A 24,117-nucleotide genomic window follows, 5' to 3' on the forward strand; every position below is an offset into this window, starting at 1 on the left:
GCCGAAGGACAGGGCGCGTGTCGGGCTGGTCCATGACCGAAGGCGCGGGCACTGCGATATCACCATCCACTCGCCGTGATCGGCCCCCTACCCTGCCCGTCGCGCCCTTTCCACTGATCGGATGCCATGCTGCGCGACTTCTTCTCGTACTACCTGCCCCACCGGCGGCTCTTCCTGATCGATTTCGGGAGCGCCGTCCCTCGGCTCCCCGCTGGCGGTGACACCGAAACCGAACGCCGCATCCAGGCCGCCCTCGAGGAGCTGTCGGAGGGGCGCACGGTGCTTGTGATCGCCCATCGCCTGGCGACCATCCGGGGCGTGGACCGCATCACCGTGGTGGAGGACGGGCGCATCGGCGAGAGCGGCTCCCACCGGTCCCTGCTCGCCGCGGGCGGACTTTATACGCGGCTCGATGCTGCCCAATCGGGTGGCGTGCTGGCGGCGGAATGAATATCGGAGATCGCTCGGCGGGCCGATGCATCGTCGACCGTCCTTGCCGCTTCAGATCCCATTGTTCGACTGCGCGCGATTGCGAGTCCTCCAATCGGTCGGAGGCAGCCCCGTCGCATGCCGAAATCGCGCCGAAAAATGGTAGGCTGAGTTGTAGCCAAGATGGCCCGCGATCTCCTTGATCGATCGGTCCGAGCTGCGGAGAAGTTCGCAGGCGCGGCGGATGCGGACCTCGGTCTGATACTGTTTCATCGACATGCCCGTCTGGCGGAGAAACAGCCGGCGCAAGGTCGGATAACTCACGCCCAATCCCTCGCTCAATTCCTCGAGCGAGGAGAGCCGCTGGCTGTGCTCGCCCAGAAGGCGTCGCGCCCGTTCCACGAGGCGTTCTTCACCGAGCGTGGGGCGCTTGAGATCCTGCAGGAGCAACGCGAGCAATTGCAGGCCGAGCGTCGATAGGCGCAGCTGGTTGGCGTAGGAATCGTCCAGTGCGAGGGCGTGAATCTGCCGGAAGATCGCCTCGGCCGGCGCACCTCCGGACCAGACGGGGCGATCGACCGGCAGCAGACCCCTAGCCATGATCGCGTCGAAGGCGGGGCCGGTCACCTCCATCCAGTGCTCGACCCAGCCGGTGGCGGGATTCGGAGCGAACCGATGCCAGATTCCGGGATAGAGCAGGATCACGTCGCCGGGCCCGATCGGGTGGACCCTGGCGGGGTCCGGCGCTGCCGACAGCTGACCCGTGCCTTCGGAGATCAGGGCGAACTGATAGGCCTGCAACGTGCGTCCCTTCTCCCAGACGAAGTGGTGATCGTCGGGATGGCGAGCCGGTGGATACGGCGAGCCAGGCGCGATTCTCGTATGCCCGGTCGACAGCGCTGTGCAGCCGAGCGCCTCGCAGAGTGGGGTGCGTGGCAGGTAGACGAAGTAGTCGCGCAGGTCCGGCATGATCAGGATTTGTATCTAATGGAGCAGTTCTTACAAGCCGGAGCGTTTTGCCGAACGACTGTCTGCCGCTAACGTGGCATAGCAGATCACTTTTTGGATCGCCGGGGTGGCAGCGCCCCGGGGCGGGCTCAGCATCCCGCCCGAGGGAGGACGACATGACGCAGAAGGACTCGCGCCGGCCGCTGAAGGTCGGTCTTTTCGGCATCGGGCTCGACGCCTACTGGCCTCAGTTCGAGGGGCTGGAGGAGCGTCTGCGCGGCTATGTCGAGATCGTCGCGGGCAAGCTGGCCCGGCCGGGGGTCGAGGTCGTCAATCTCGGCCTGATCGACACCCCCCAGCGCGCGGTCGAGGCGGGGCATGAGTTCCGCGCCGCCGATGTGGACGTGATCTTCCTGCATGTGACGACGTATGCCCTCTCCTCCACCGTTCTGCCGGTATTGCGCCGCGCCGGGGTGCCGGTCGTCGTGCTGAACCTCCAGCCCGAACGGGCGATCGACTACGCGGCCTTCAACGCGCTGGGAAACCGGCGGAAGATGACGGGGGAGTGGCTCGCCCATTGCGCCGCATGCCCGGTGCCCGAACTGCTGAACGTCCTCGGCCGGGCCGGGATCGCAGCGCATCAGGTGACCGGCGTGCTCGAGGGCGACGCCCATGTCGACGCCGAGATCGAGGACTGGATCGAGGCAGCCCGCGTTGCCCATGTGATGGCCCACAACAGGCTGGGCGTGATGGGCCACTATTACGGCGGAATGCTCGACATCTATTCCGACCTGACCGCGCAATGCGCCGCCTTCGGCACCGTGATCGACTTCGTCGAGATGGACGAGCTCGCGGCGATCCGAGGCCGGCTGACCGAGGACGAGATCGCCCCGGTCCTCGCCCGGATCGAGACCGAGTTCGACATCGAGGAGGGCTGCGATCCGGCCGAGCTGCACCGGGCGGCCCGGACGGCCGCCGCGCTCTTCCGGATGGTGGAGGATCACGACCTCGGCTCGCTCGCCTATTACTACGTCTCGGTCCCGGGACATGCGCACGAGGACATCATCTCGTCGGTGATCCTCGGCTGCTCGATGCTGACCGCCGCGGGCGTGCCTGTCGCGGGCGAATACGAGATCAAGAACGCGCAGGCGATGAAGATCCTCGACAGCCTCGGGGTCGGCGGATCCTTCACCGAATACTACGCGATCGACTACGACGACGACGTGGTGCTGATGGGCCATGACGGCCCGGGCCACACCGCCATCGCCGAGGGGCGCACCCGGGTCCGCCCGCTGGAGGTCTATCACGGCAAGGTCGGGCGCGGCGTCTCGGTCGAGATGTCGGTCCGCCACGGGCCGGTGACGCTGCTCTCGGTCGTGGAGAAGGCGGGGAAGGTGTCGCTGCTCGTCGCCGAGGGGGAGTCGGTGCCCGGCCCCATCCTCGAGATCGGCAACACCAACAGCCGCTACCGTTTCGCCGCCGGAGCCCGCGCCTTCACCGAAGGGTGGAACGCGCACGGCCCGGCGCATCATTGCGCGGTCGGGGTCGGTCATGTGGCCGGCCGGATCGCCAAGCTCGGCAGGCTTCTGGACCTCGACGTGGTCCGGGTCTGCTGAAAGGACGACAAACCAGGGAGGACGACACGACATGGCACATGCAACCTTGAGGGCCGTCGCGGCCACCTGCGCCGGAACGGCGCTCGCACTGGCCGGGGGACCGGCCCTTGCGCAGGAGGGGATCACGCCCCCCGACGCGGTGGTGCAGTTCGAACCGGTCGAGCCGGGTAGCGGCGAAGGGCTGACGATCGGCTTCACCCAGCTCGGTCTCGGCGTGCCTTTCACCGAGGCGCTGCAATCGGGGATGGAGGCGGCGGCCGAAACGGCGGGCGTCGAGCTTATCACCTGCGACAGCAAGTTCGACGCTGCCGAGGCGCTGAACTGCGCCCGGCAGTTCCGCACCCGCGAGGTCGACGGCCTCGTCACCTTCCAGGCGGACGCCGCCGCGGCCCAAAACATCTGCGCCGAGGGGCCGCAGGTGCCGGTGATCGCGATCGACATCGAGCAGCAGCCCTGCCAGACCTCGTTTGTCGGCGCGGCCAACGCCTATGCCGGCGAGATCGTCGGCTACGAGCTGGGCCAGTACTTCCAGGAGAACTTCGACTGCGAGCACGACGCATGGGTGTCGCTGGAATCGCTCGCGGTGGGGATCGTGAACGACCAGCGGATGGACGGCATCCGCACCGGGTTCGAGCAGGTGTGCGGACCCGTCAAAGGTGAGCGGATCATCGATACCGGCGCCGGCGGGCAGGCCGACACGGCGCAGCGCCAGATGACCGACACGCTGACCGCGCTGCCCGGTGCCGAGCGGATCATCGTGGTCGGCATCAACGAGGACGTGGTGACCGGGGCGCTCGCCGCCGCGCGCAGCCAGGGCCGGACCGACGACCTCTACCTCGGGGTGCAGAACTTCGATCCCGGCAACTGCCAGATCTGGACCGCGCCCGGCTTCGTCGCGGCCGCCGCCTACTTCCCCGAGCGCTACGCCGAGCTGATCTTCCCGGCCATCATCGCGGCCGCCAACGGCGAGGAGATCGCGCCGCAGATCCTCGTCCCGCACGAGGCCATCACGCCGGAGAACATGGCCGAGATCTATCCGGGGATGTCCTGCTGATGCAGGGGGCCGAACCCTTCCTGTCCGTCCGCGGCATCCGGAAGTCCTTCGGCCCGGTCGAGGTTCTCCACGGCGTGGATCTCGACCTCCCGGCCGGCTCCGTCACCGCCCTGCTGGGCGAGAACGGGGCCGGCAAGTCAACGTTCGTCCGGATCCTAGCGGGAGATCACACCGCCGATGACGGCGCGATCCGCATCGACGGCGCTCCGGCGGACCTGCGCAGCGTGCAGACGGCCCGGGGCGCCGGCATCCGCCTCATCGCGCAGGAGATCGCGGACGCGCCGCCCCTGTCGGTGGCCGAGAACATCACGCTGGGCGCGACGCCCTCGCGCTGGGGTTTCGTCGACCGGGGCGCGATGCGGCGCACGGCGCGCGCGGCGCTGGACGCGCTCGGCGCCGATCTCGACCTCTCTCGGCCCGTCGGGACGCTGCGCCTCGGCGAACGGCAGATCATCGAGATCGCCCGCGCCTCGGTCGGGCGCTCGCGCTGCATCATCTTCGACGAGCCGACCGCCGCCCTGTCGGATGCCGAGACCCGGCGCCTCTTCGAGCTGATCGCCCGGATGAAAGCGCAGGGCCTCGCCATCCTCTACATCACCCACCGCCTCGACGAGGTCTTCGAGATCGCCGACCGGGCTTGCGTGCTGCGCGACGGGCGCGTGTCGCTCTCGGCCCCGGTGGACGAGCTGGACCAAAGGGCGGTTGTCACCGCGATGGTCGGGCGCGAGTTGCAGGGCGGCTCGGCCGAAGCACAGGCTGCCGCCACGCCCGGCGCACCGCTGATGGAAGTGCGCGGCCTGACCGGCGATGCCTTTGCCGGGGTCGATCTCGATCTCACCGCGGGGGAAATCGTGGGTCTCTATGGCAAGGTCGGCTCGGGGGTGCCCGAATTCGCGGCCGCCCTCTTCGGCGCGGACCGGCCCCGAGCCGGGACGATCGCGGTCGAAGGGCAGCAGGTCCGCTTCTCTCACCCAGCCGAGGCCATCGCCCTTGGGATCGGCTTCCTACCGCCAGAGCGGAAATCGGAGGGACTTCTCGGCGTGCGCTCGGCGGCCGAGAACCTCGCCGCGCCGGACTGGGGCCGGCTGTCGAAGGGCGGGACCATCTCGCGCAAGGCCGAGCGCGGTGCCTTCGCCCGCTGGCACGCGGCGATGGGCATCCGCTCGCGCCCCGACGGGGGCGAGCCGATCACCCGGCTGTCGGGCGGCAACCAGCAGAAGGTCATGCTGGGCCGCTGGCTTCAGAACGGCAGCCGCATCCTTCTGCTGGTCGAGCCGACCCGCGGCGTCGACGTGGGCGCGCGGGAGGAGATCTACGCCCTGCTGCGCGGCCTCGCCCGCGAGGGTCACGGCATCCTGATTGCCAGTTCGGATTACGAGGACATCACGCATGCGGCGGACCGCGCCGCGGTGATGGTGCGCGGCCGGATTACCCGGCAACTCGCGCGCGACGAGATTTCAGTGGCCAGCCTGACGAGCGCGGCCGGAGGGGGCTTGCATGGCTGACACGACGAACGGCGCGGTGGACGGCGCCCCTCGCCGGCGGGGGATCACGGTCCCGGAATCCGCGGCGCTGACCCTGTTCCTGGCGCTCGAGGTGATCTTCTTCTCGCTGAATTCGCCCTATTTCCTGACCTGGGCGAACTGGGTGAACATCTTCACCGCGATGTCCATCGCCGGCATCCTGGCCGCCGGGGGGACGATCCTGCTGATCGGCGGGCAGTTCGACCTGTCGGTCGGCAGCGGCATGGCCTTTGTCGCGCTGATGTTCGCGATCGCCGCGGAGTCCTTCGGCGTCGGGCCCGGCATCGCCGTCGCGGTCCTGACGGGTCTGGGCATCGGCGTCATCAACGGCTTCTTCGTCACCGTGGTCGGGGTGAACCCGCTCATCACCACGCTCGGCACGCTTGCCATCTTCCGCGGGCTGACCCTGTCGATCGGCGGCGCCTCGAGCGTGCGCGTCACCGGCTTCGACTGGGCGATCCAACGACCGTTCCTCGACATCCCCCTCTCGACCATGCTCTTTGTCGCGGTGGCCGTCGTGGTCGGGCTGCTGCTGGCGCGAACTGTCTACGGGCGGACGATCTACGCCATCGGCGCGAACGAGACCGCCGCCCGTCTGGTGGGGATCCGGACGCGGCGCACGATCTTCACCGCCTTTCTCATCTCCGGCCTCTGCATGGCCCTGACCGGGATGGTCAGCGCCTCGCAGCTCGGCTCGACATCGGGGACCACGGGCGTGGGGCTAGAGCTGGCCGTGGTCACGGCCATCATCCTCGGCGGCACGACGCTGAAGGGCGGGGTCGGATCGATGTTCGGCACCGTCCTCGGCCTGCTGATCGTGGGCGTGCTCAACAACGGCCTGACGCTGATGAACGTCAACTCGACGTGGCAGCAGGTGGCGGCCGGCACGCTGCTCATCCTCGCCGTGTCCTTCGACCAGGTCCGGCAGCGCTTCATCAAGGGGTGAGCGATGGGCCGTTTCATCATCGAGGACGGCGTCGAGATGTCGATGCGGGACGGAACGATCCTGCGCGGCGATATCTGGCGGCCTGAGGCGGAGGGGCCCTGCCCCGTCCTCCTTCAGCGCACGCCCTACCGGCGCGAGGACGCACATGGCGCACAGTTCATCTCGGCGCTGAACTTCCAGTCGGCGCTGCGCCGTGGCTACGCGATCTGCGTTCAGGACACCCGCGGGCGCTACGGATCGGAGGGAATGTTCGACCCCTTCGTCCACGAGGCCGCGGACGGGGCGGATACCATCGCCTGGCTGCGCGCGCAGGACTGGTGCGACGGGCGTGTAGCCATGTTCGGCGCTTCTTATGTCGGTGCGACGCAGGTCCTGGCCGCGAGCGCCCGCCCCGAAGGGCTGGCCGCAATCTCGCCCCAGCTCACCACCGCGCGTCACGGCGAGACCTGGTGCTACCGCGGCGGCGCGGTCGAGCTCGGATTTCTCATGCTCTGGATCATCGAAGCGCTGGCGCCGCCTGATCTCGAGCGGCGTCTCAAGACGATGCCCCCCGCCGAGGCGGCGCGGGCCCGCGAGACGCTGGCCCGGCTCCAAGCCGACCCTCACGCCGCCTTTTCCCGCGATCCGGAGCTAGACGCGGATCTCTTCGCCCTCGCGCCCTATGCCAAACGCTGGTTCGACGAGGACCGTGCTATGGCGGCAGGAGAGGATCGCGAGCATCTCGACAGACTCGCGGCCTGCAATGTGCCGATGTTGGTGACGGCGGGGTGGAACGACATCTTTGTCGAGGGCTCGATCGAACTGTTCGAGACGGCGCGAAGTCGCCATGCGGGCGTCGGGTCGATTAGGGATCGGTTGGTCATTGGACCGTGGTCCCACGGCAACCCTCATGACTGGCAGGGGGATCACTGGCTCGGTTACGGTGCCTCGACGGTATTCCTGTCGGACCGCCAGCTTGATTTCTTCGACGCAGTGCTCAACGACCGGCCGCCCGCAGGACTGATGGTGCATTATTTCCGGACAGGCTCGAACACCTGGCACGAGGCGACGGACTGGCCCATTCCCGGAACGCGGAACCTCAGGTTCCATCTCGACGGAGTCAGACTGGACGACACGGCCCCGAGCGCCACGAGCCCGCGCCGTCTGACCCACGACCCGGCCGATCCGGTCCCGACGACGGGCGGCGCGTCCTTCCTGCCCGGCCTGCTGCTCGGTCGGAATTCGGGGCCGAAGGATCAAGCGGGGATTGAGGCGAGGGACGATGTGCTGCTCTACACCGGCGCGCCTCTCGCTAGCGATCTGGAGGTCACAGGCCGGGTCTCGGCATCACTCGAGGTCCGCTCGACACCAGGCCCGCTGCATCTGGCGGTCCGGCTTTGCGACGTCGCGGCGGACGGACGGTCAGTCGGGATCGTGGACGGTATCGTCCGCTGGAATGGCACTGAGGGACGAGTGGAGGTCACGGTCGGCCATTGCAGTCATCTGTTTCGGACGGGCCACAGGATCAGAATACAGTTGGCCGCCTCGAATTACCCGCGTTTCGACTTGGCCCGGAAACCTGTCCGACCCGACCACCTGAATTTGCTGGAGATCCTTATCGAGAGCGGCCACCTCGACCTTCCCACTCTCGCCTCGGCCCGGGACTAGCCGCCAGGCCTCACCAATCCGGTCATTCGCTCATCGCGCAGCGCTTTTTCCAGCTGGATGAGCGTTTTTCGGGACAAAGTTGATGGACGTCGGCCATTCGTACAGGCCACTTCAACGAAGCGGTCTCCCGAATAGCCAGGACATCGAACGGCTACCTCGCGGGGCGAAGGAATTTCCCGGGCTTCTAGAGTAAGGCCGCGACCGCGCGGATGCTGTCACCACCTGGCAGAACTGCCGCGTCCGCCTTCAGCGCAGCGCCCTCGCACATGCCGGCAAGAGCAGCCGCCGGGTGGTCTCCGCCTTCATCGCCACGGCCTTCGCCCAGCCAGACCAAGCCACCGCCAAGGCTCAGTGGCGGCTGGTGGCGGACCAGATGCGTCCCAAGCTGCCGAAGCTGGCCACCCTCATGGATACGGCAGAGGAGGACGTGCTGGCCTGAATGACCTTCCCGGCCCAGCATCGCGCCAAGCTTCAAAGCACGAATCCGATCGAGCGCCTGAACGGCGAGATCAAGCGACGCACCAATGTCATTGGCATCTTCCCCACCGAGGCCGCGATCCGCCGCCTGGTCGGAGTGATCCTGATGGAGCAGACCGAGGAATGGACCGTCCAGCGCGGCCGTTACCTGATGCTGGAAACGCATGCGCCGGTCTGCGATGATGTCATGGTCAGCCTGCCTGTACAGCGCGACTGACTTGCTCGGACCGCATTAGCGCGCGAGGCCCACCACCAGTTGGGTCACCATCGCCGCTGACGAAAGCCGGCCGCGAGACCGTGCAGGCCCGCACCTGCGCGCCTCTTCAAACCCAACCGGGCGGACGGAGATCCGAGGATCAACCGCGTCCCGATCGACGGATGGCCCAGACCTTGTCGCGGCGCAGCTGCGCCGCCTTGATCCGGGAGAGTCGGCCGCAGGCGGCGTCCTCGTCGCCGCAGGCCCGCAGCGCCTTGCGCCAGGCCCGCAGCGCAGAGTGCGGCGACCACGGCAGGGCCGCCTCGCTCAGCCAGCGGCGCAGCGCCGGGGGCAGCCGGTCGTAGGAGTCCATGGGAACACCTGCGCGGCGCCGCCGCGCCAGCGTGCTGTTGCCGGTATTCGCCCTCATGCCGCCGCCGCGTCGCGCCAGCCCGGGAACGGGTCGGGCAGCCTCTGCCAAACTTCGGGGACGAAGCCCGACTCCGGCACAAGCGCCGCATCGAGCGCCCAAGTGATCGCCGCCCGGTCCATGCCGGAGCCGATGAAGACCAGCTCCTGCCGGCGGTCTCCGAACGGCGCCTCCCAGTGTTGCGCAATATAGGCGCGCGCCGAAGGGTGGTCCGGCCACCGGCTCTCGGGGACCGTGGCCACCAGCGGCCCATAGAGCGGACCAAGCTCAACGCTCCGGCAAGCGAGAACTCGGCCAGCCAGTCTGGCCGCGTCGCGATCCAGAAATGGCCCTTGGCGCGGATGACGCCGGGCAGCGGGCCGTTCAGCACGTCGTGGATCCCTTGCGGATCGAAGGGCCGGCCGGCGCGGTAGACGAAGGAGGAGACGCCGTATTCCTCGGTCTCGGGTACATGGTCCACGGAGCCGTAGAGCTCCTTGGCCCAGAGCGGATGCTCGTGCGCCGTTTCGAAATCGAACAGACCGGTGCCGAGGACATGGCCGAGCGACACGCACCCGTGATCCGCCTCCACGATCCGCGCATCGGGGTTCAGGGCGGTGACGATCCTGCGGGCGGCGTCCAGCCGCTCCGCCCCCGCGTCGCTTGCCTTGTTCAGAACGACGACATCCGCGAACTCGATCTGGTCGACCAGCAGATCGACCAGCGTGCGCTGGTCCGCCGCGCCCAGGCTCTCGCCGCGATCCGCCAGGAAGTCGTGGCTGGCATCGTCCTTCAGCAGGTTCACCGCGTCGACGACCGTGACCATCGTGTCGAGCCGGGCGACGTCGGACAGGCTCTCCCCGGCCTCGTCGCGGAACTCGAAGGTCGCGGCGACGGGGAGCGGTTCGGAGATGCCCGTGGATTCAATCAGGAGGTAGTCAAAGCGCTCCTCGGCCGCGAGCCGCCGCACCTCCTGCAACAGATCGCCCCGCAGGGTGCAGCAGATGCACCCGTTGGTCATTTCGACCAACGTCTCCTCGGTCTGGCTGAGATCCGCGCCGTCGCCCCGGACGAGGTCAGCATCAATGTTCACCTCGGACATGTCATTGACGATGACCGCGACGCGACGCCCCTCGCGGTTGTTCAGGACCTCGTTCAGCAGGGTCGTCTTTCCGGCGCCGAGGAAGCCGGAGAGGACGGTGACGGACGGGCTGGCGGCGGTCGATGGAGGAAGCAGAAAGCGCCATCGGATATCTTCGATTGATATGTTATATCATATTGGTTAGGGACGGCGACGGCGATGCGCAACCCCGGGATCGGGAGGCGTGCCGCTCGACCCGACCAAAGGAAGCATCATGAGACCGATCCCACTTTCCGCCGCGCTGCTGGCGGCGACCGTCGCATCGCCCGCCATGGCCCAGGACGAGGAGGCGACCCTTTGGCGCCTGTTCGTCGCCGACCAGGCGACAGGCACCGTGACGGCGCTGGACCTGGACGCGCCCGAAAACCGCTGGACGTTCGAGCTCGGCGGCCCGGCCCGGCTCTACCCCACCGCCTCGGGCGAAGCCGTGGTGGCCGTGCAGTCCGACGACGACCGCGTGGACTTCCTCTCCAGCGGCATCGCCCTTGACGGGCATGGCGATCATGCGGACATCCGGATCGAGGATCCGGCGCAGATCGAGGGCAACCTGACCGGACCCCGCCCCTTCCATGTCGTCACCCATGACGGCATCAGCGCCATCAACTTCGACCGCGGCGGATACGCCACCTTCCTCGGCGAGGACGACATTCTCGCCGGCTCCATGGCCGGCGCCTGGTTCGAGCAGGCGCACGCCCATCACGGCTTCGCCACGCCCTTCGGCGAGTGGGTCGTCAGTTCCGTCGCTTCGGACGAGCCGGTGGAAGAGGGCGAACTTCCGCCGCGCGCCGGCCTTCAGGTCTTCACCCCGGGCGGGGAGCCGGTAGGCGAGATGCAGACCTGCACCGACCTGCACGGCGAGGCGATTTCCGGCGACATGCTCGTCGCCGGCTGCGCGGATGGCATCGCGACCGTCCGGATCGAGGACGGCGCGCCGGTGACTGGGCTGCTCCCCTACCCCGATGACGCCAGTGGCGAGTCGACGGGCCATCTCCTCGGCGCCCGCGCGATGCAGATCTTCCTCGGCGATTACGGGGACGATACCCTGCTGGTGATCTCGCCGGAGGAACAGCCCGCGATGATCCCGGTCGAGCTGCCCTACCGCGAGGTCGACACGATCTTCGACCCCGCCCGGCCGCAATACGCCTATGTCTTCACCGAAGACGGCCCGCTGCACCGGCTGAACCTGCTTTCGGCGGAGATCGAGGACAGCCGGCAGGTCACGCAGCCCTATTCGATGGACGGCCACTGGCGCGATCCCCGGCCGCGTCTCGCCCTGGCCGATGACCGGATCGTTCTGACGGATCCGAACGCGGCGGTTTTGCGCGTCCTCGAAGCGGGCAGCCTGGACGAGACCGGCACCATCCCCCTCAGGGGACTGCCCTACAACATCATCGCGATCGGCGGCAGCGGGCTGACCCACTGATCCGAGCGATCGGGCCGCTCTGCGGAGCGGCCCTACGCGAGCTCCGAGAATGAACTGCTCTCTCGACCAGAAAGGGTGTTCTCTCTTTCAGGCGCTCTCAGCCCGGAGCGGACATTCGTTAGTATTCGTCCGTCACGGGCCCTTTCGGCGCAAACCGGACGTTCGGCGGGCCCGGATCGGACAGGCGTTCCCAACTCGTTGCTGACGTTCGCCGACCGGATCACCGGTGCCGCGCGGCTTCCCCGAGCTGAAACTCTCGCATTTGAAAGTTACTCCAGACGACGAACCAAGCATACCTAGGAAGACCGTCAGACCGACAACCTTCAGGCGCTGCAACTCCTGGCGCTCCCTACGAAGATGGACAGCAAGGCTCGCTAGCCAGACATCTAGTTCGAGGTCGCATTCGCGATTGCCGAGTCGGGGGAGATCTGGACCGCTTGGGTTGCCTCGGCCGCCTAGGCGCGGACTTCACCCTGAATCGCTGGTCCTGTCAGCGGAGACGCAAACGCCATCGAGACAGATGCACACCTTGGCGCTGGACATTTCTGATGCATATTGTCAGGTATCCAGCAATAGCGGCCGAGGGCCGGAAGCGGGCTCACCGCCGCCCGACCTTCATAGGTGAAGCTCTGCACGGGACAGGTCAGGCGACGTGGACCTGCCGGCACGATGCTCTCCGGATGACGGCCGCCCCCACTGCGATCAAATGATCCCCAGACGACGGAACCTCGACCCCATGAGACGCCTTCTCGCCGCCGCTTGCCTTCCCGCCCTCGCCGCGAGTTCTGCTCTCGCCACCCAGCCGGCGGAGGTGCTGGAGACCTATGCCGACATCGCCGAAGCCGCTTACGGCGACAGCCTGGCCTCCGCCCGGACGCTGCAATCGGCGGTAGAAGCCTTCCTCGTCGCGCCCTCGCCGGAGGGGCTGACCCGTGCGCGGGAGGCGTGGCTCGCGGCGCGGGTGCCCTACCAGCAGACCGAGGTCTACCGCTTCGGCAATCCGATCGTCGATGACTGGGAGGGGCGGGTGAATGCCTGGCCGCTGGACGAAGGGCTGATCGACTACGTCTCGGCCGAGGGCACCGCCCCGGCCGAGGGCTATGACGGCAATCCCGCCGCGGGGCTGAACGTCATCGCCAACCGGGCCTTCACCCTCTCGGGCGCCGAGATCGACGCGACCGAGATCACACCGGCCCTCCTCCAAGACACGCTGCACGAGGCGGGCGGGGCCGAGGCGAACGTCGCCACCGGCTACCACGCGATCGAGTTCCTCCTGTGGGGACAGGATATCGGGCCCTACGATGCCACCGCCGGCGAGCGGCCCTGGACTGATTACGCCACCGGGACGGACTGCACGAACGACAATTGCGACCGGCGCGGCGCCTACCTGCAGGCAGCCACCGATCTGCTCGTGACCGACCTCGAGGAGATGGCCATCGCCTGGGGTGAGGGCGGCGCGGCGCGGCAGGACGCGCTGGAGGGCGAGACAGGCCTGCAGCGGATCCTGACCGGGATGGGCTCGCTTTCCTACGGGGAGCAGGCAGGCGAGCGGATGCAGCTCGGCCTGCTGCTGAACGATCCCGAGGAAGAGCATTCCTGCTTCTCGGACAACACGCACTGGGACCATTTCTACGACGCGCTCGGCATCCGGAACGTCTATCTCGGCCGGTATGTCGGGATCGACGGCACCGTCACCTCCGGCCCCTCGCTGCACGAGCTGCTGTCCGAGAGCGATCCCGCCGTGGCCGAGGCGCTGAAGGCCGCGCTGGACGCCACGCAGATGGAGATGACCGAGATGGTCGTCGCCGCCGAGGCGGGACTGCATTACGACATGATGCTGAACCCTGCGAACGAGGCCGGCGGCGCGCTGATCCAGGCCGCCATCGACGGGCTCGTCGCGCAGACCCGCGAGATCGAGCGCGCGGTCGCGGCTCTGGACCTCTCGGCCATCGCCTTCGAGGGGTCGGACAGCCTGGACGATCCGAACGCCGTCTTCGAATGACGGTCATGGCGGGGGGCCATGGAGGAAGACGCCGGCCCCCTGCCCCATCATTGCAAGGTGAGGATGCGATGGCCGGCTGGCGGCACATGACCGGGGCGAGGATCGCGCGCCGCGCGGCGACGGCCGGCGCGATTGCGCTGCTGGGTGGCGCGCTGGCCGCCGATGGGCCGGACGGGGCGCGCATCCTGCCGCGGACGGAGGCGGAGGCCGCGCGCGTAGCGGCGATCACCGCCCTGCCGACCGACTTCGCCGCGCCCTGGGCCTTCGAGGCGAACCAGGGCGGCGCGGGGACGGTGCGGCGGCGGGACGACCGCGAGGCGTTCAGCCTGCCGCAGGGCAATCTCGACTTCGCGCAGCGCGCCGATTTCGCGGTCGGCAACGGCCTGTTCGAGCGGCTCTGGGTCACGGCACCCGCCTCGACCATCGCCTCGGACGGGCTCGGACCGCTCTACAACGTCCGGTCCTGCCAGGATTGCCACATCAAGGACGGGCGCGGCCACGCGCCGGTCGGGCCACAGGACGATGCCGGCAGCCTCGTCGTCCGTCTGGGCCAGCCGCTGGACGTGGACGCCGCGCGCGGCGAGATCGAGGCCTATCTCGGCGCTGCGCCCGATCCGGTCTACGGTCACCAGTTCTCCGATGCCTCCGTTCCCGGCATCGCCGCCGAGGGCCACGTCCGCGTCGAGTGGGAAGAGGCGGAGAGCGTGGCGCTGGCCGGCGGCGGGACCGCGTCTCTCCGCCGCCCGGTCTGGTCGCTGGAGGACCTCGCCTACGGGCCGCTCTCTCCGGATACCCGCATCTCCCCCCGCGTGGCCCCGCAGATGATCGGGCTCGGCCTCGTCGAGGCGATCCCGGAGGCCGACATCCTCGCCCTCGCCGATCCCGAGGATGCGGATGGCGACGGGATCAGCGGCCGGCCCAACATCGTCTGGTCGCCGGAACACGATGCGCCGATGCTCGGCCGGTTCGGGGTGCGCGCGACGACGCCGACGCTCCGCCAGCAGGCGGCCGACGCCTTCCACGCCGATATCGGGCTCGCCTCTCCCCTGCGGCCGGACCCCTGGGGCGACTGCACCGAGGCGCAGACGGCGTGCCGGGCCGCCCCCCACGGCGCCGATCCCGCGCAGGGCGGGTTTGAGGTGTCGGGCGAGAGCCTCGACCTCGTCACCTTCTACACCCGCAACCTAGCCGTGCCCGCCCGGGCGTCGGTGGACGATTCCGCGGTCCTGCGGGGACGGGAGCTCTTCTACGGGGCGGGCTGCCCCGCCTGTCACCGTCCGACCTTCGTGACCGACCGGATCGAGGGGGAGCCCGAACGGTCGTTCCAGCTGATCTGGCCCTATTCGGACTTCCTGCTGCACGACATGGGGCCCGGCCTCGCCGACGAATTACCCGCCGGGCAGGCCACCGGCGCGGAATGGCGCACGCCGCCGCTCTGGGGCCTCGGCCTCGTCAGGCAGGTTTCGCCCGAGGCCGGGTTCCTGCATGATGGGCGGGCCCGAAGCCTCGAGGAGGCAATCCTCTGGCACGGGGGCGAGGGGCTGGCCGCGCGCGGGGCCTTCGCCTCCATGGGCCCGCAGGACCGAGCCGCCCTTCTCGCCTTCCTGGAGTCGCTATGATCCGTATTCTCGCCCTCTGCCTCGTCGCGACACCGGCACTGGCGGATGTCGACGCCGTGCTGGACGGGCATGTCCTGCCCCGCGTCGCGGCCTTCGCCAACGCCAGCGCGACCCTCGCGAACGCGCCCTGCGAAGCCGGGCCTTTGGAAGAGGCCTTCGCCGATGCCGCAATTGCCTGGGCAGGGATGTCGCACCTGACCCTCGGCCCGGTGGAGGAGGCGGACCGCGGGCTCTCGATCCTGTTTTGGCCGGACGATCGCGACGCGACCGGGCGAGGCCTGCGCCTGCTGATCGCGCAGGGCGAGACGGCATGGACGCCCGACGCGCTGACCCGCGCTTCCGCCGCGGCGCGCGGTCTCGGCGCGCTGGAGCGGCTCATCGTCGAGGGCGGCGAGCCCTGCCTCCTGACCGGGGCCCTCGCGGACGACCTCGCCGCGCAGGCCGCGGCGCTGAACGCAGGCTGGGACGCGTTCGCCCCGCTGCTGCGCGACCCGGGAGGCGCGAACAACCTGCGCTTCCTGACCGAGCGCGAGGCCCAGAGCGCGCTCTATTCCGTGCTCACCCAGGGGATCGAGGCGCTGAAGGACCGCCGCCTCGGCGAACCGATGGGCACCTTCGACGCGCCCCACCCCTTGCGGGCGGAGCTGCGCCGATCCGGCCTGTCGCAGGCGATGGCCCTCGCCTCTGCCGGGGCCCTGGCCGAGCTCGCCGCCGCTCTGACGGACGCGCCGGACACGGTCGATGCGCTGCGCGACGCCGAGGCGCGGCTGCGGGCGCTGGACGATCCGTCCTTTGCCGGTGTCGAGGATCCGGGGCGCCGGGTCGCCCTCGAGGCGGTGCAGGCCGATCTCCTGCGCGCGCAGACCGCCGCCGCGCGCGAGATCGCGGGCGGGCTCGGTCTCACGACCGGATTCAACGCATTGGACGGGGATTGATGCCCACACGCAGGCACGTTCTCGGCGGTCTTGCCGCCGCGCCTCTCCTCTCCCGCGCCGCGTGGGCGGAGGTCGGGGCGCCCACGCATGTCGCCGCCGCCCGCCGGGGCAATGGCAGCTACGCGCTCTTCGGGATGACCGGGGTGGGCGATGTCGCCTTCGAGGTGCCCCTGCCGGACCGCGGCCATGCCGCCGCCGCCCATCCCGTCCGGGCCGAGGCGGTGGCCTTCGCCCGGCGGCCGGGAACCTTCGCGCTCGTCATCGATTGCGCGGACGGTCGGGTGCTGCGCCGGCTCGACAGCCCCCCGGGGCGGCACTTCTACGGCCACGGCGCCTACGACCGGTCGGGCGATATGCTGCTGACGACCGAGAACGACTACGAAAGCGGCGAGGGCCGGATCGGGATCTGGGACGTCGGCGCCGGCTATCTCCGGATCGGCGAGGTGCCCTCGGGCGGGATCGGACCCCACGAGATCCTGCGCCTGCCCGGGACCGACCGCTTCGTCGTCGCCAATGGCGGCCTCAGGACCCATCCGGATAGCGACCGCGAGGTGCTGAACCCGGACACGATGCGGCCGAACCTCTCCTTCCTATCGGACGGCAGCACCGACCGCGTCGTCGAGCTGGAGCCCGCCCTTCGCCGCAACTCGATCCGCCACCTCGCGGCGCGGCGGGACGGCACGGTCGCCGCAGCCCTGCAATGGCAGGGCGATCTGTCGGAGGTAGTGCCCCTGCTCGCGCTCATGCCGTCCGAGGGGCCCGTCCGGCTGCTCGCCGATGCGGACCCGGGTCAGGCCGAGTTGCAGGGCTATGCCGGCTCGGTCGCCTTCGACGGCGCGGGCGGCAGGGTGGCGATCACCTCGCCCCGCGGCGGACTCGCGCAGATATGGGAGGTGGCCAGCCCGGGAGAGCCGCAGATCCTGCGCCGCCCCGACATCTGCGGGGTGGCGCGCGCGGCGGAGGGCTTCGTCTTCAGCGACGGAGGGGGCGGCTGGCTTACCGCCCCCGCCCCGCAGGTCCACCCCGTCGCCTGGGACAACCACATCGTGTCGCTGCTGGCAGGCTGAGGGGATGCCGGGGGGATCGCCACGTGTCTAATGAGAGGCGCTAGATATATGAGAAGCCTATCACCTCATAGGGCAGACGTTCCCGGCCCTATCTGGACATTCGATCCGCTTGGGCGATGTGGACGCGACCGGCCCGCATCCGACGTTCGAGGAGGGTCAGCCAGCCGGTCGCTCTCGGCCCATAGCCGCCGTTTCACCCGTCTAGGCCTGACGGGCGCTTTTGCCCCTGAGCCGACCATCATTAACCGTTCCGACGCCGCGGCGCGATGGCCGGGATCACGTTGTTCCTGGTCTGAACCCTGCGGGAGCCGGCTAAAGCTTGGAGGGGCGCGCGGATCATCTGGAGCGGAATGTGTCGTCGCCCATATCTGCATATGGCGATAGGTCCGATTCGGTCGGTGCGCGTCGCGTTGGACCACAAGGTAGGTCACCACGATCACTGAAACCCCTCTGTGGGGCGGCCGGCGGGCATGTCTGTATCTGAAAGCGCGGCATTCTCGGCGGCACATCAACCCGCCTCCAATCTGCCGGCACCCCACCTTTCAGCGAACGGAAGGCGGCAAATCGGACAGGACGCCGCCATCCTCGACCGGCGCCACGGTGACCTCGACCGACAGACCGACCAGGTCCTTCGGTCCGCCGCCATGACTCCCGCTGATCGGGGAGACCTGCTCGATCCGCCGTGCGACCGCCACCGGGATGAGATTCGCCGAGCCCACGGCCCGGTTCGTCGGATCGAAGGGGATCCAGCCCGCCCCCGGGACGAAGATCTCGACCCAGGCGTGGGTCGATCCGGCGCCCATGGCACCGATCAGGGCGTCGTCCGGATCGTAGAGATACCCCGAAACGACGCGCGCGCCGAACCCCAGGGTGCGGACGGCTTCGGCCAGCAGGACCGCGAGGTCGCGGCAGGTGCCCCGCCCCAGATCCAGTGTCTGCTCGGGAGACTGCGTTCCTTCCGTCTCCCGCGCCTCGTAGAGAGCCGCGGCGCTCACGCCGTTGGCAATGTCCTTGAGAAGGGACAAAGTGTCCGTCGGCTCGCCCAACACGAAGCCCCGGGTCCAGCGCGAAAGCCGGTCGCCCGCATCCCTCGACCGGGGCCGGGCAAGCGCCCCGAGATCGACGCGGTCATCGGGCTGGTAGTCGAAAGGCCAGGACACCGCGCCGGCCGCAATGGGAAAGATCGGCCAGGCGGGCGCCGAAAGATCGACGATCGCCCGCGACCGGATCGCGAGCCGCGGGGCGGTCCCGATGAACTGCGCCTCTGCGACAGCATTCCCGGCGACATCCTGCGACCAGGTGATCGTGCCGGTCGGGCTGGTCGCGAGTTCGAACTCGACCAATCGGAGATCGCGGGTCTCACGCGGCCGCAGCATCAACCGATGCGGCCCCAGCGCCACGGGAACGCGATACACGTAGACCGTCGAATGATCGATGACGAGCTTCGGCATCCGCTACCGCCCCGACCAACCCGAGCCGGACACGGAGCTGCTCCAGCTTCTGCGACCCTTGCACCGCCGACAGATCCTCTCCGAGAATCCCTCGCTTAGGAACGGGGCACGGCAGCGAAGGCAGCTCCGTTGCGCCGGCACGTCGCCCTTCGCCCTGACCAGCGGGGTGCCCGTGCCGATGTCCCCCTCCCCGCCCTCGTCCGGCCCCGATCGTGGCACGGAATGATCCCCGTCCCGCGAAGAGCGGTTCATTCACCGATCCCCGGACGACCGACAAGCACAGACCCTGCCGGGCCCGGTCGAATATCGAGTGAGGGTGAACTCGGTTCGACAAAGCGCCCCGCGTCATTTGCAGCGGCCTTGCCGGCATACAGCCCCCTGATTTCGGTTTCTGTCGCGCGATCGGCGAACATCAGGAGCCGAACCATCGGATCGGAGAACATGTCGTCCAGGAAAGCGCCTTCGGTCCGGACAGGCCGGATTCTCGGACCAGCTTTCTCGGCGATATGGTAGGTCGTCGCTTCGTCGTGATCTATAGCGGAGCATGGGGACATTCGGGCGTTTCCAGACATGAATGGGGGGGGATACGGGCTCGGGTTCGGGAATTCTGCTGTTCAGCGAACACCCCTCACCTCATCGGCCCAGACGCGGAACCCCGTCAGCGTATTCGGACCGAAGGACAGGGTCAGGGGGACATCCGCAGCGTCCCGCCCGCGTGCGACGAGAACCCTCCCCCGGCGGCGCGCATTGTTGCGCGGATCGAACGTCCACCACTGGTGGTCCAGAAAGACCTCCATCCACGCCGCGAAATCATTGTCGGGTGGGGGATCCGGCTGGCCGATTTCAGACAGATAACCCGTGCAATACCGTGCAGGGATGTTCATGCATCGGCAGAGCGCAATCGCGAGATGGGCGAAGTCGCGACAGACCCCTTTCCCTTGCGAGAGGGCCTGTGACGCCGTTCGCGTCGAGTCCGCGGAAAGATAGTCGAACGCAATCGCACCATGGACGAAATCGCAGATGGCCTGAACCCTGTTCCATCCCGGCTCCGCGCCTTCGAACCGCCGCCAAGCCTCGGCCGACAGCAGATCGGTGTCGCAATATCGACTTCCGAGAAGGAAGTTGAGCGTCTCGAAGGGAAGATTGGCTACGGGATGCTGACCGGCCCGTTCATCGACCGGATCCAGCGAGCCGCCGTCGCGGAATATGCCGTCGGTCGCCACGGTGAAGTTTCCCTCGGGTGCAACCATACGAGTGCACCAGTTGCCGAAAGCATCCCGGTAGCTCTCCAGCGGAACGCTGGGCGACGTGACAAGGTAATCGGCCCTTTCGAGATCGCTGAACCGGGAAAAGTGGACATTGAGGATCGTGATCAGCGGAGTGGGCTGTTCAAAACGGTAGTCCAGCTTGCAGCCTATCCGTAGTCGCATGTCATCAATCTCTCCTGGGATTGCTTCAGCGATAGCGCAGTGAAGCGATCATTATCCGATTGCGGAAATCGTTACCCGTTTCGGGCCGGGCCCTCGACGTCGCGGTCGACCATGATCTCGCTTTTAAACCACCGGGAATCGCAGTCGGCCGATGCTTGGCGGGTCAGCCGTTTCTGGCATATCCGGACCCGGAAAAGCCGCATGCGCTCGCACCTGAATCGGGCATACCCGGTCCCCCATCGGATGACGGGTTTTTCGGAAATTTCGTCGGGGGGGAAATCTGTACTGTCAGTCACAAATGGAGCCCCGTTTCCGGCAAGCAAGCCGACCGCCGGAACATTCGACGTGGACCGAGAATAAATTCTCGAACTGCTTGTTATTCCGCGCGCCACCCCCACATCTGACAGGCGAGACTTTTCCGCTTCGGGCTCTGCCTCCGTTCAATCGGCTCTCAGGCGTTCGACCCAGTCTGATTTTGCCACGCTGCCGCATCCTGCGGGCAGCATCGAACAGGAGTGCACGGACATGGCCAATGGCACCGTGAAATGGTTCAACACATCCAAGGGCTTCGGCTTCATTGCGCCGGAGACTGGCGGCAAGGACGTCTTCGTCCATATCAGCGCGGTCGAACGGTCCGGTCTGAGCAATCTGCCCGACGACCAGAAGGTGACCTACGATCTCGAGCGCGGGAACGACGGACGCGAAGCGGCGGTGAACCTTGAGCTGGCTTGAGGCCAGCGACGGCGCCAAGCGGCGCCGTCACTCGGACCGGTCGGCGTCCGCCGCCTTTCGGTCCGAGGTGGATCGCCGCGCGCATCATGCCGCGGCCGGCACGCCCCATTCGCCCCGGCGGGTCACGTCCCTCTCGATCGACGAAGTTGTCGCCCGCATCATCTCGCCAGCGGAGGCCCCCTTGCTGACCAAGGACACGTTGTTCAAGCCGTCCCCACAGGAATCCCGGGCCGGCGAAACCGATCGGATTGCCCGCGGTCTGATCGAGGATGAAACGAACCTGCGGCTGGCCAAGCAGCACCGGTTGCGGGCGGCCAGGCTGGAGCAGGAGGCCGCCATCGCGGCGACCGTTCAAGACGACCCGCCGGGCAAGGCTGCCCGGCGCAAGAGGACCAAGCCACGCACCCCGCATTCGTGAGTGCCGCGCAGGAGGCCGGGCCGGATCCCGTCGACGAATGGGACGGGGTCCGCTGGGCCCGCATCCTTGCACGCTACCGCGACCCCTCCCCCCTGCGCAGCGCGTTAGAGGTCGGGCTCACCGTGATCCCGTTCCTCGGTCTCTGGGCACTGGCCTGGATGAGCCTGTCGGTCAGCATCTGGCTCGCGCTGGCCTTGTCGGTGCCGATCGCGGGTTTTCTCGTGCGGCTGTTCGTCATCCAGCATGATTGCGGGCATGGCTCGCTCTTTCGCAATCGCGCCCTGTCGGACTGGATCGGTCGGCTTCTCGGGGTTCTGACCCTCACCCCCTATGACGTTTGGAAGCGCTCGCACGCCGTCCACCACGCGTCGGCCGGCAATCTGGACCGGAGGGGCATCGGCGACGTGATGACCCTCACAGTGGCGGAATACAGGGCGATGTCACCCTCGGGGCGGTGGCGGTATCGGCTCTACCGGAATCCCTTCGTCATGTTCGGCGTCGGACCCGCCTGGCTCTTCCTCGTGCAGAACCGGCTTCCGGCAGACCCGATGAAGGCGGCACGACCGGTCTGGATCAGCGCCCTCGGAACCAATCTTGCGCTGATCATCCTGCTCGGAGGTCTCCTTGCGACTGGCGGTCTGGCCCCGATTCTCGCGATCTGGCTACCCTCGACATTGCTGGCCGCGTCGATCGGCGTCTGGCTGTTCTATGTGCAACATCAGTTCGAGGAGACGAGCTGGGAAAGTGAGGCCGATTGGGGGCTCCACGATTCCGCCCTGCACGGAAGCTCCAACTACATCCTTCCGCCGATCCTCAGTTGGTTCTCAGGAAATATCGGGGCGCATCACGTCCACCACCTCCAGAGCCGCGTCCCGTTCTACCGGCTGCCGGAGGTCCTGCGCGATCATGCCGTTCTGAAGGATGCGCAGCGCCTGACCCTCCGAGAGAGCCTTGCCTGCGTCCGGCTCAAGCTCTGGGACGGGGAGCGGCGGCGTCTGGTTTCCTTTTCGGAAAGTGAAATCAACTGACCCAGCGGAATTGGGATGACGTCCGGTATTGCTGCAGTGCAGCATTACCCCCATCTCATGAGTGGGCAGCCGCGGCAGGGGCGCCTGCAAGGGCGGACGCCTGGCGTTCCGCACGCAGCCGGAAGGGCGAGACGGCATGACCGACTTCAAGGAAACGATGCGGAAATCTCTGGCGCTGACGCGCGCCGGGAACCCGGCCAGTGCGACACGGCTCATCCAGGAGTCGCTGTTGCGGTCATCGCCGGATGCCAAGCCGGCGTCGAGTCGCCCGGCGATCGGTAGTGCGACTGACCACGCTCGCAGGCGGAACACACGATCGGCCGACGCGGATGTCGAGGATGCGGAGATCCTCGACGAGACGCCGTCTGTTCGGGCGACGCGGTCCCCGCCTGCGTCGAGGGCGCCAGGCAGTCAGGGCCGATCCACGAGCGCTGCCGATGCGGCCGCGGCACCCACCCGCCTCGAACGGCGCCGCCACGACTGCGCGTATGGGATGCGGGACTATCTGCTCTTCGTGCCCTCCGGCGACATCACGGGGATCATCGTGATGCTGCACGGCTGCACCCAGACAGCCGAGGACTTCTCCCGCGGCACCGGGATGAACGAGGCGGCTGGGCCGGCGGGATTCATCGTGATCTGGCCGGAACAGGGCCGGGCCTATAACGGCTCGCTCTGCTGGAACTGGTTCCGCGGGTCGGATCAGGCGGCAAGCGGCGGGGAGCCGGCCCTTCTGGCCGATCTCGTCCGGACCATCGCGCGCGAGCATGGCGTTGCAGAAGGACGATCCTTCGCCGCGGGCCTGTCCGCCGGGGGCGCGATGGCAGCGATCCTCGGCCAGACCCACCCCGAGCTCTTCGCGGCCATCGGCGTGCATTCCGGCCTTGCCCCATGCTCGGCCCATGACGCTGTATCGGCGTTCGGTGCCATGCGCGGCGACCCTGCCCCGTCCGCCAGGCCGCTGGGGCGTCCCTGCATCGTGTTCCAAGGTCTCGCCGACCATACGGTCGCCCCTGTCAATGCCCACAGATTGACCGGGCCGCTGATCGAGGTCGAAACCCGCGACCACACCGGTCCGGGCCGGACGTATCGAACCACCCGCGGGCAGAGCGGCGTTGGACAGGCGGTCGAGCTGTGGGAAATCGAAGGTGCTGGCCATGCCTGGGCGGGAGGCAAGGCCGGCAGCAGCTATACCGATCCTTCAGGCCCGAACGCATCGATCGAGATGGTGCGGTTCTTTTCCACTCAAGTGACCTGATCGGCTCGCACGAGTCGAATCCCAGGACCGGCTCGCCACTGCAGAGGCCTTACGAACAGAGGTGACGCCGTCCGGCTTGGTGTGGTTTGCCCGATGCGGAGAACCAGCCGTCAAAATGGCGACCGCCACTTTCACTTTGAAGCCGACATTCATGGCCGACGCAGCGAACGTCCGCTCCCCGCCCTTCCCGGCCGTCCGTGAGGATCCCAGCGAAGGGTCGTTGTCCGCCCTTCCGAGACCTCGATGCGGGCCGCACTGAGAGTCAGCTTCCCGGCCTGTCCAGCGACATCAGGGACTGCCCCCCTGGCGACACTAAGAACTGACCCCCTCGCTGTTTGATGTGTTGATGGTGGGGTGCGCCGGAGCGGCCT

Annotated in this window: 19 protein-coding genes and 2 pseudogenes; 16 read left to right on the forward strand and 5 right to left on the reverse strand. The window is 68.1% G+C overall.

From position 1 onward, the window contains the following. Positions 1-126: 126 nt before the first annotated feature. Positions 127-450: a hypothetical protein gene (locus BUE30_RS03695; RefSeq protein WP_244526259.1), complete on the forward strand. Its 324-nt coding sequence runs from the start codon at positions 127-129 to the stop codon at positions 448-450. A gap of 51 nt (positions 451-501) precedes the next feature. Here BUE30_RS03695 and BUE30_RS03700 read toward each other — a convergent pair whose 3' ends face one another. Then, on the reverse strand, positions 502-1,398 hold the full coding sequence (locus BUE30_RS03700) for a helix-turn-helix domain-containing protein (protein WP_073326467.1): 897 nt from the start codon (positions 1,396-1,398) through the stop codon (positions 502-504). A 155-nt stretch (positions 1,399-1,553) separates the two neighbouring features. On the opposite strand from BUE30_RS03700, the gene BUE30_RS03705 reads away from it, so the two are divergent. The 6 genes and pseudogenes from BUE30_RS03705 to BUE30_RS03730 form a co-directional block, all read left to right on the forward strand. After that, positions 1,554-2,993 carry an arabinose isomerase gene (locus tag BUE30_RS03705; RefSeq protein ID WP_073326468.1) on the forward strand — a complete coding sequence of 480 codons (1,440 nt, stop codon included), beginning with the start codon at positions 1,554-1,556 and terminating at the stop codon, positions 2,991-2,993. A 31-nt stretch (positions 2,994-3,024) separates the two neighbouring features. Continuing rightward, a complete protein-coding gene (locus BUE30_RS03710; RefSeq protein WP_083601068.1) occupies positions 3,025-4,047 on the forward strand; it encodes a sugar ABC transporter substrate-binding protein in 1,023 nt (340 codons plus the stop codon). Further along, complete coding sequence (locus BUE30_RS03715) at positions 4,047-5,552, forward strand: sugar ABC transporter ATP-binding protein (RefSeq protein ID WP_073326469.1); 1,506 nt, start codon at positions 4,047-4,049, stop codon at positions 5,550-5,552. The genes BUE30_RS03710 and BUE30_RS03715 overlap by 1 nt, the downstream gene beginning before the upstream one ends. Further along, complete coding sequence (locus BUE30_RS03720; protein ID WP_073326470.1) at positions 5,545-6,516, forward strand: ABC transporter permease; 972 nt, start codon at positions 5,545-5,547, stop codon at positions 6,514-6,516. Before BUE30_RS03715 ends, BUE30_RS03720 begins: the two co-directional genes overlap by 8 nt. Positions 6,517-6,519: 3 nt before the next feature. After that, positions 6,520-8,163: a CocE/NonD family hydrolase gene (locus tag BUE30_RS03725; RefSeq protein WP_073326471.1), complete on the forward strand. Its 1,644-nt coding sequence runs from the start codon at positions 6,520-6,522 to the stop codon at positions 8,161-8,163. Positions 8,164-8,354: 191 nt separating this feature from the next. Further along, positions 8,355-8,857 (forward strand): annotated as a pseudogene (locus BUE30_RS03730) (transposase); the annotation flags it as partial. Between the two features lie 139 nt (positions 8,858-8,996). Here the strand turns inward: BUE30_RS03730 and BUE30_RS03735 are convergent. Together BUE30_RS03735 and BUE30_RS03740 are read right to left on the reverse strand one after the other, a co-directional pair. Further along, on the reverse strand, positions 8,997-9,266 hold the full coding sequence (locus BUE30_RS03735) for a DUF6525 family protein (RefSeq protein WP_073326472.1): 270 nt from the start codon (positions 9,264-9,266) through the stop codon (positions 8,997-8,999). Continuing rightward, positions 9,263-10,482 (reverse strand): annotated as a pseudogene (locus tag BUE30_RS03740) (GTP-binding protein). Before BUE30_RS03740 ends, BUE30_RS03735 begins: the two are co-directional and overlap by 4 nt. Before the next feature lie 118 nt (positions 10,483-10,600). Between BUE30_RS03740 and BUE30_RS03745 the strand changes: the two are divergent. The 5 genes from BUE30_RS03745 (at position 10,601) to BUE30_RS03765 (ending at position 17,432) form a co-directional block, all read left to right on the forward strand. Continuing rightward, a complete protein-coding gene (locus BUE30_RS03745; protein ID WP_073326473.1) occupies positions 10,601-11,809 on the forward strand; it encodes a metallochaperone AztD in 1,209 nt (402 codons plus the stop codon). A 736-nt stretch (positions 11,810-12,545) separates the two neighbouring features. Continuing rightward, positions 12,546-13,811, forward strand: coding sequence for an imelysin family protein (locus BUE30_RS03750; protein WP_073326474.1), 1,266 nt, complete (start codon positions 12,546-12,548; stop codon positions 13,809-13,811). 86 nt (positions 13,812-13,897) lie between these two features. Further along, positions 13,898-15,430, forward strand: coding sequence for a di-heme oxidoreductase family protein (locus tag BUE30_RS03755; protein WP_073326549.1), 1,533 nt, complete (start codon positions 13,898-13,900; stop codon positions 15,428-15,430). Next, entirely contained in the window at positions 15,427-16,365 is a 939-nt protein-coding gene (locus BUE30_RS03760; protein ID WP_073326475.1) for an imelysin family protein, read from the forward strand. The genes BUE30_RS03755 and BUE30_RS03760 overlap by 4 nt, the downstream gene beginning before the upstream one ends. After that, entirely contained in the window at positions 16,365-17,432 is a 1,068-nt protein-coding gene (locus tag BUE30_RS03765; protein ID WP_073326476.1) for a DUF1513 domain-containing protein, read from the forward strand. The genes BUE30_RS03760 and BUE30_RS03765 overlap by 1 nt, the downstream gene beginning before the upstream one ends. Positions 17,433-17,974: 542 nt before the next feature. Here BUE30_RS03765 and BUE30_RS03770 read toward each other — a convergent pair. Both BUE30_RS03770 and BUE30_RS03775 read right to left on the reverse strand, forming a co-directional pair. Further along, positions 17,975-18,883, reverse strand: a complete 909-nt coding sequence (locus BUE30_RS03770) for a transglutaminase family protein (protein ID WP_073326477.1) — start codon at positions 18,881-18,883, stop codon at positions 17,975-17,977. A gap of 614 nt (positions 18,884-19,497) precedes the next feature. Next, positions 19,498-20,313 carry a transglutaminase-like domain-containing protein gene (locus tag BUE30_RS03775; RefSeq protein ID WP_073326478.1) on the reverse strand — a complete coding sequence of 272 codons (816 nt, stop codon included), beginning with the start codon at positions 20,311-20,313 and terminating at the stop codon, positions 19,498-19,500. A gap of 525 nt (positions 20,314-20,838) precedes the next feature. Between BUE30_RS03775 and BUE30_RS03780 the strand changes: the two genes are divergently transcribed. The 4 genes from BUE30_RS03780 to BUE30_RS03795 all read left to right on the forward strand — a co-directional run bounded on the left by BUE30_RS03780 (position 20,839) and on the right by BUE30_RS03795 (position 23,746). Further along, positions 20,839-21,045 carry a cold-shock protein gene (locus BUE30_RS03780; protein WP_073326479.1) on the forward strand — a complete coding sequence of 69 codons (207 nt, stop codon included), beginning with the start codon at positions 20,839-20,841 and terminating at the stop codon, positions 21,043-21,045. Beyond that, on the forward strand, positions 21,032-21,463 hold the full coding sequence (locus BUE30_RS03785; RefSeq protein WP_073326480.1) for a hypothetical protein: 432 nt from the start codon (positions 21,032-21,034) through the stop codon (positions 21,461-21,463). Before BUE30_RS03780 ends, BUE30_RS03785 begins: the two co-directional genes overlap by 14 nt. Beyond that, positions 21,460-22,491: a fatty acid desaturase gene (locus BUE30_RS03790; protein WP_073326481.1), complete on the forward strand. Its 1,032-nt coding sequence runs from the start codon at positions 21,460-21,462 to the stop codon at positions 22,489-22,491. Before BUE30_RS03785 ends, BUE30_RS03790 begins: the two co-directional genes overlap by 4 nt. A 136-nt stretch (positions 22,492-22,627) precedes the next feature. After that, on the forward strand, positions 22,628-23,746 hold the full coding sequence (locus BUE30_RS03795; protein WP_073326482.1) for an extracellular catalytic domain type 1 short-chain-length polyhydroxyalkanoate depolymerase: 1,119 nt from the start codon (positions 22,628-22,630) through the stop codon (positions 23,744-23,746). Positions 23,747-24,117 lie beyond the last annotated feature (371 nt).

This window comes from Wenxinia saemankumensis (assembly GCF_900141735.1).
Lineage (GTDB): Bacteria > Pseudomonadota > Alphaproteobacteria > Rhodobacterales > Rhodobacteraceae > Wenxinia > Wenxinia saemankumensis.

Coding starts and splice junctions, on each gene's coding strand:
- BUE30_RS03695 (WP_244526259.1), top strand. CDS start 127: ATGCTGCGCGACTTCTTCTCGTACTACCTGCCCCACCGGCGGCTCTTC.
- BUE30_RS03700 (WP_073326467.1), bottom strand. CDS start 1,398: ATGCCGGACCTGCGCGACTACTTCGTCTACCTGCCACGCACCCCACTC.
- BUE30_RS03705 (WP_073326468.1), top strand. CDS start 1,554: ATGACGCAGAAGGACTCGCGCCGGCCGCTGAAGGTCGGTCTTTTCGGC.
- BUE30_RS03710 (WP_083601068.1), top strand. CDS start 3,025: ATGGCACATGCAACCTTGAGGGCCGTCGCGGCCACCTGCGCCGGAACG.
- BUE30_RS03715 (WP_073326469.1), top strand. CDS start 4,047: ATGCAGGGGGCCGAACCCTTCCTGTCCGTCCGCGGCATCCGGAAGTCC.
- BUE30_RS03720 (WP_073326470.1), top strand. CDS start 5,545: ATGGCTGACACGACGAACGGCGCGGTGGACGGCGCCCCTCGCCGGCGG.
- BUE30_RS03725 (WP_073326471.1), top strand. CDS start 6,520: ATGGGCCGTTTCATCATCGAGGACGGCGTCGAGATGTCGATGCGGGAC.
- BUE30_RS03735 (WP_073326472.1), bottom strand. CDS start 9,266: ATGAGGGCGAATACCGGCAACAGCACGCTGGCGCGGCGGCGCCGCGCA.
- BUE30_RS03745 (WP_073326473.1), top strand. CDS start 10,601: ATGAGACCGATCCCACTTTCCGCCGCGCTGCTGGCGGCGACCGTCGCA.
- BUE30_RS03750 (WP_073326474.1), top strand. CDS start 12,546: ATGAGACGCCTTCTCGCCGCCGCTTGCCTTCCCGCCCTCGCCGCGAGT.
- BUE30_RS03755 (WP_073326549.1), top strand. CDS start 13,898: ATGACCGGGGCGAGGATCGCGCGCCGCGCGGCGACGGCCGGCGCGATT.
- BUE30_RS03760 (WP_073326475.1), top strand. CDS start 15,427: ATGATCCGTATTCTCGCCCTCTGCCTCGTCGCGACACCGGCACTGGCG.
- BUE30_RS03765 (WP_073326476.1), top strand. CDS start 16,365: ATGCCCACACGCAGGCACGTTCTCGGCGGTCTTGCCGCCGCGCCTCTC.
- BUE30_RS03770 (WP_073326477.1), bottom strand. CDS start 18,883: ATGCCGAAGCTCGTCATCGATCATTCGACGGTCTACGTGTATCGCGTT.
- BUE30_RS03775 (WP_073326478.1), bottom strand. CDS start 20,313: ATGCGACTACGGATAGGCTGCAAGCTGGACTACCGTTTTGAACAGCCC.
- BUE30_RS03780 (WP_073326479.1), top strand. CDS start 20,839: ATGGCCAATGGCACCGTGAAATGGTTCAACACATCCAAGGGCTTCGGC.
- BUE30_RS03795 (WP_073326482.1), top strand. CDS start 22,628: ATGACCGACTTCAAGGAAACGATGCGGAAATCTCTGGCGCTGACGCGC.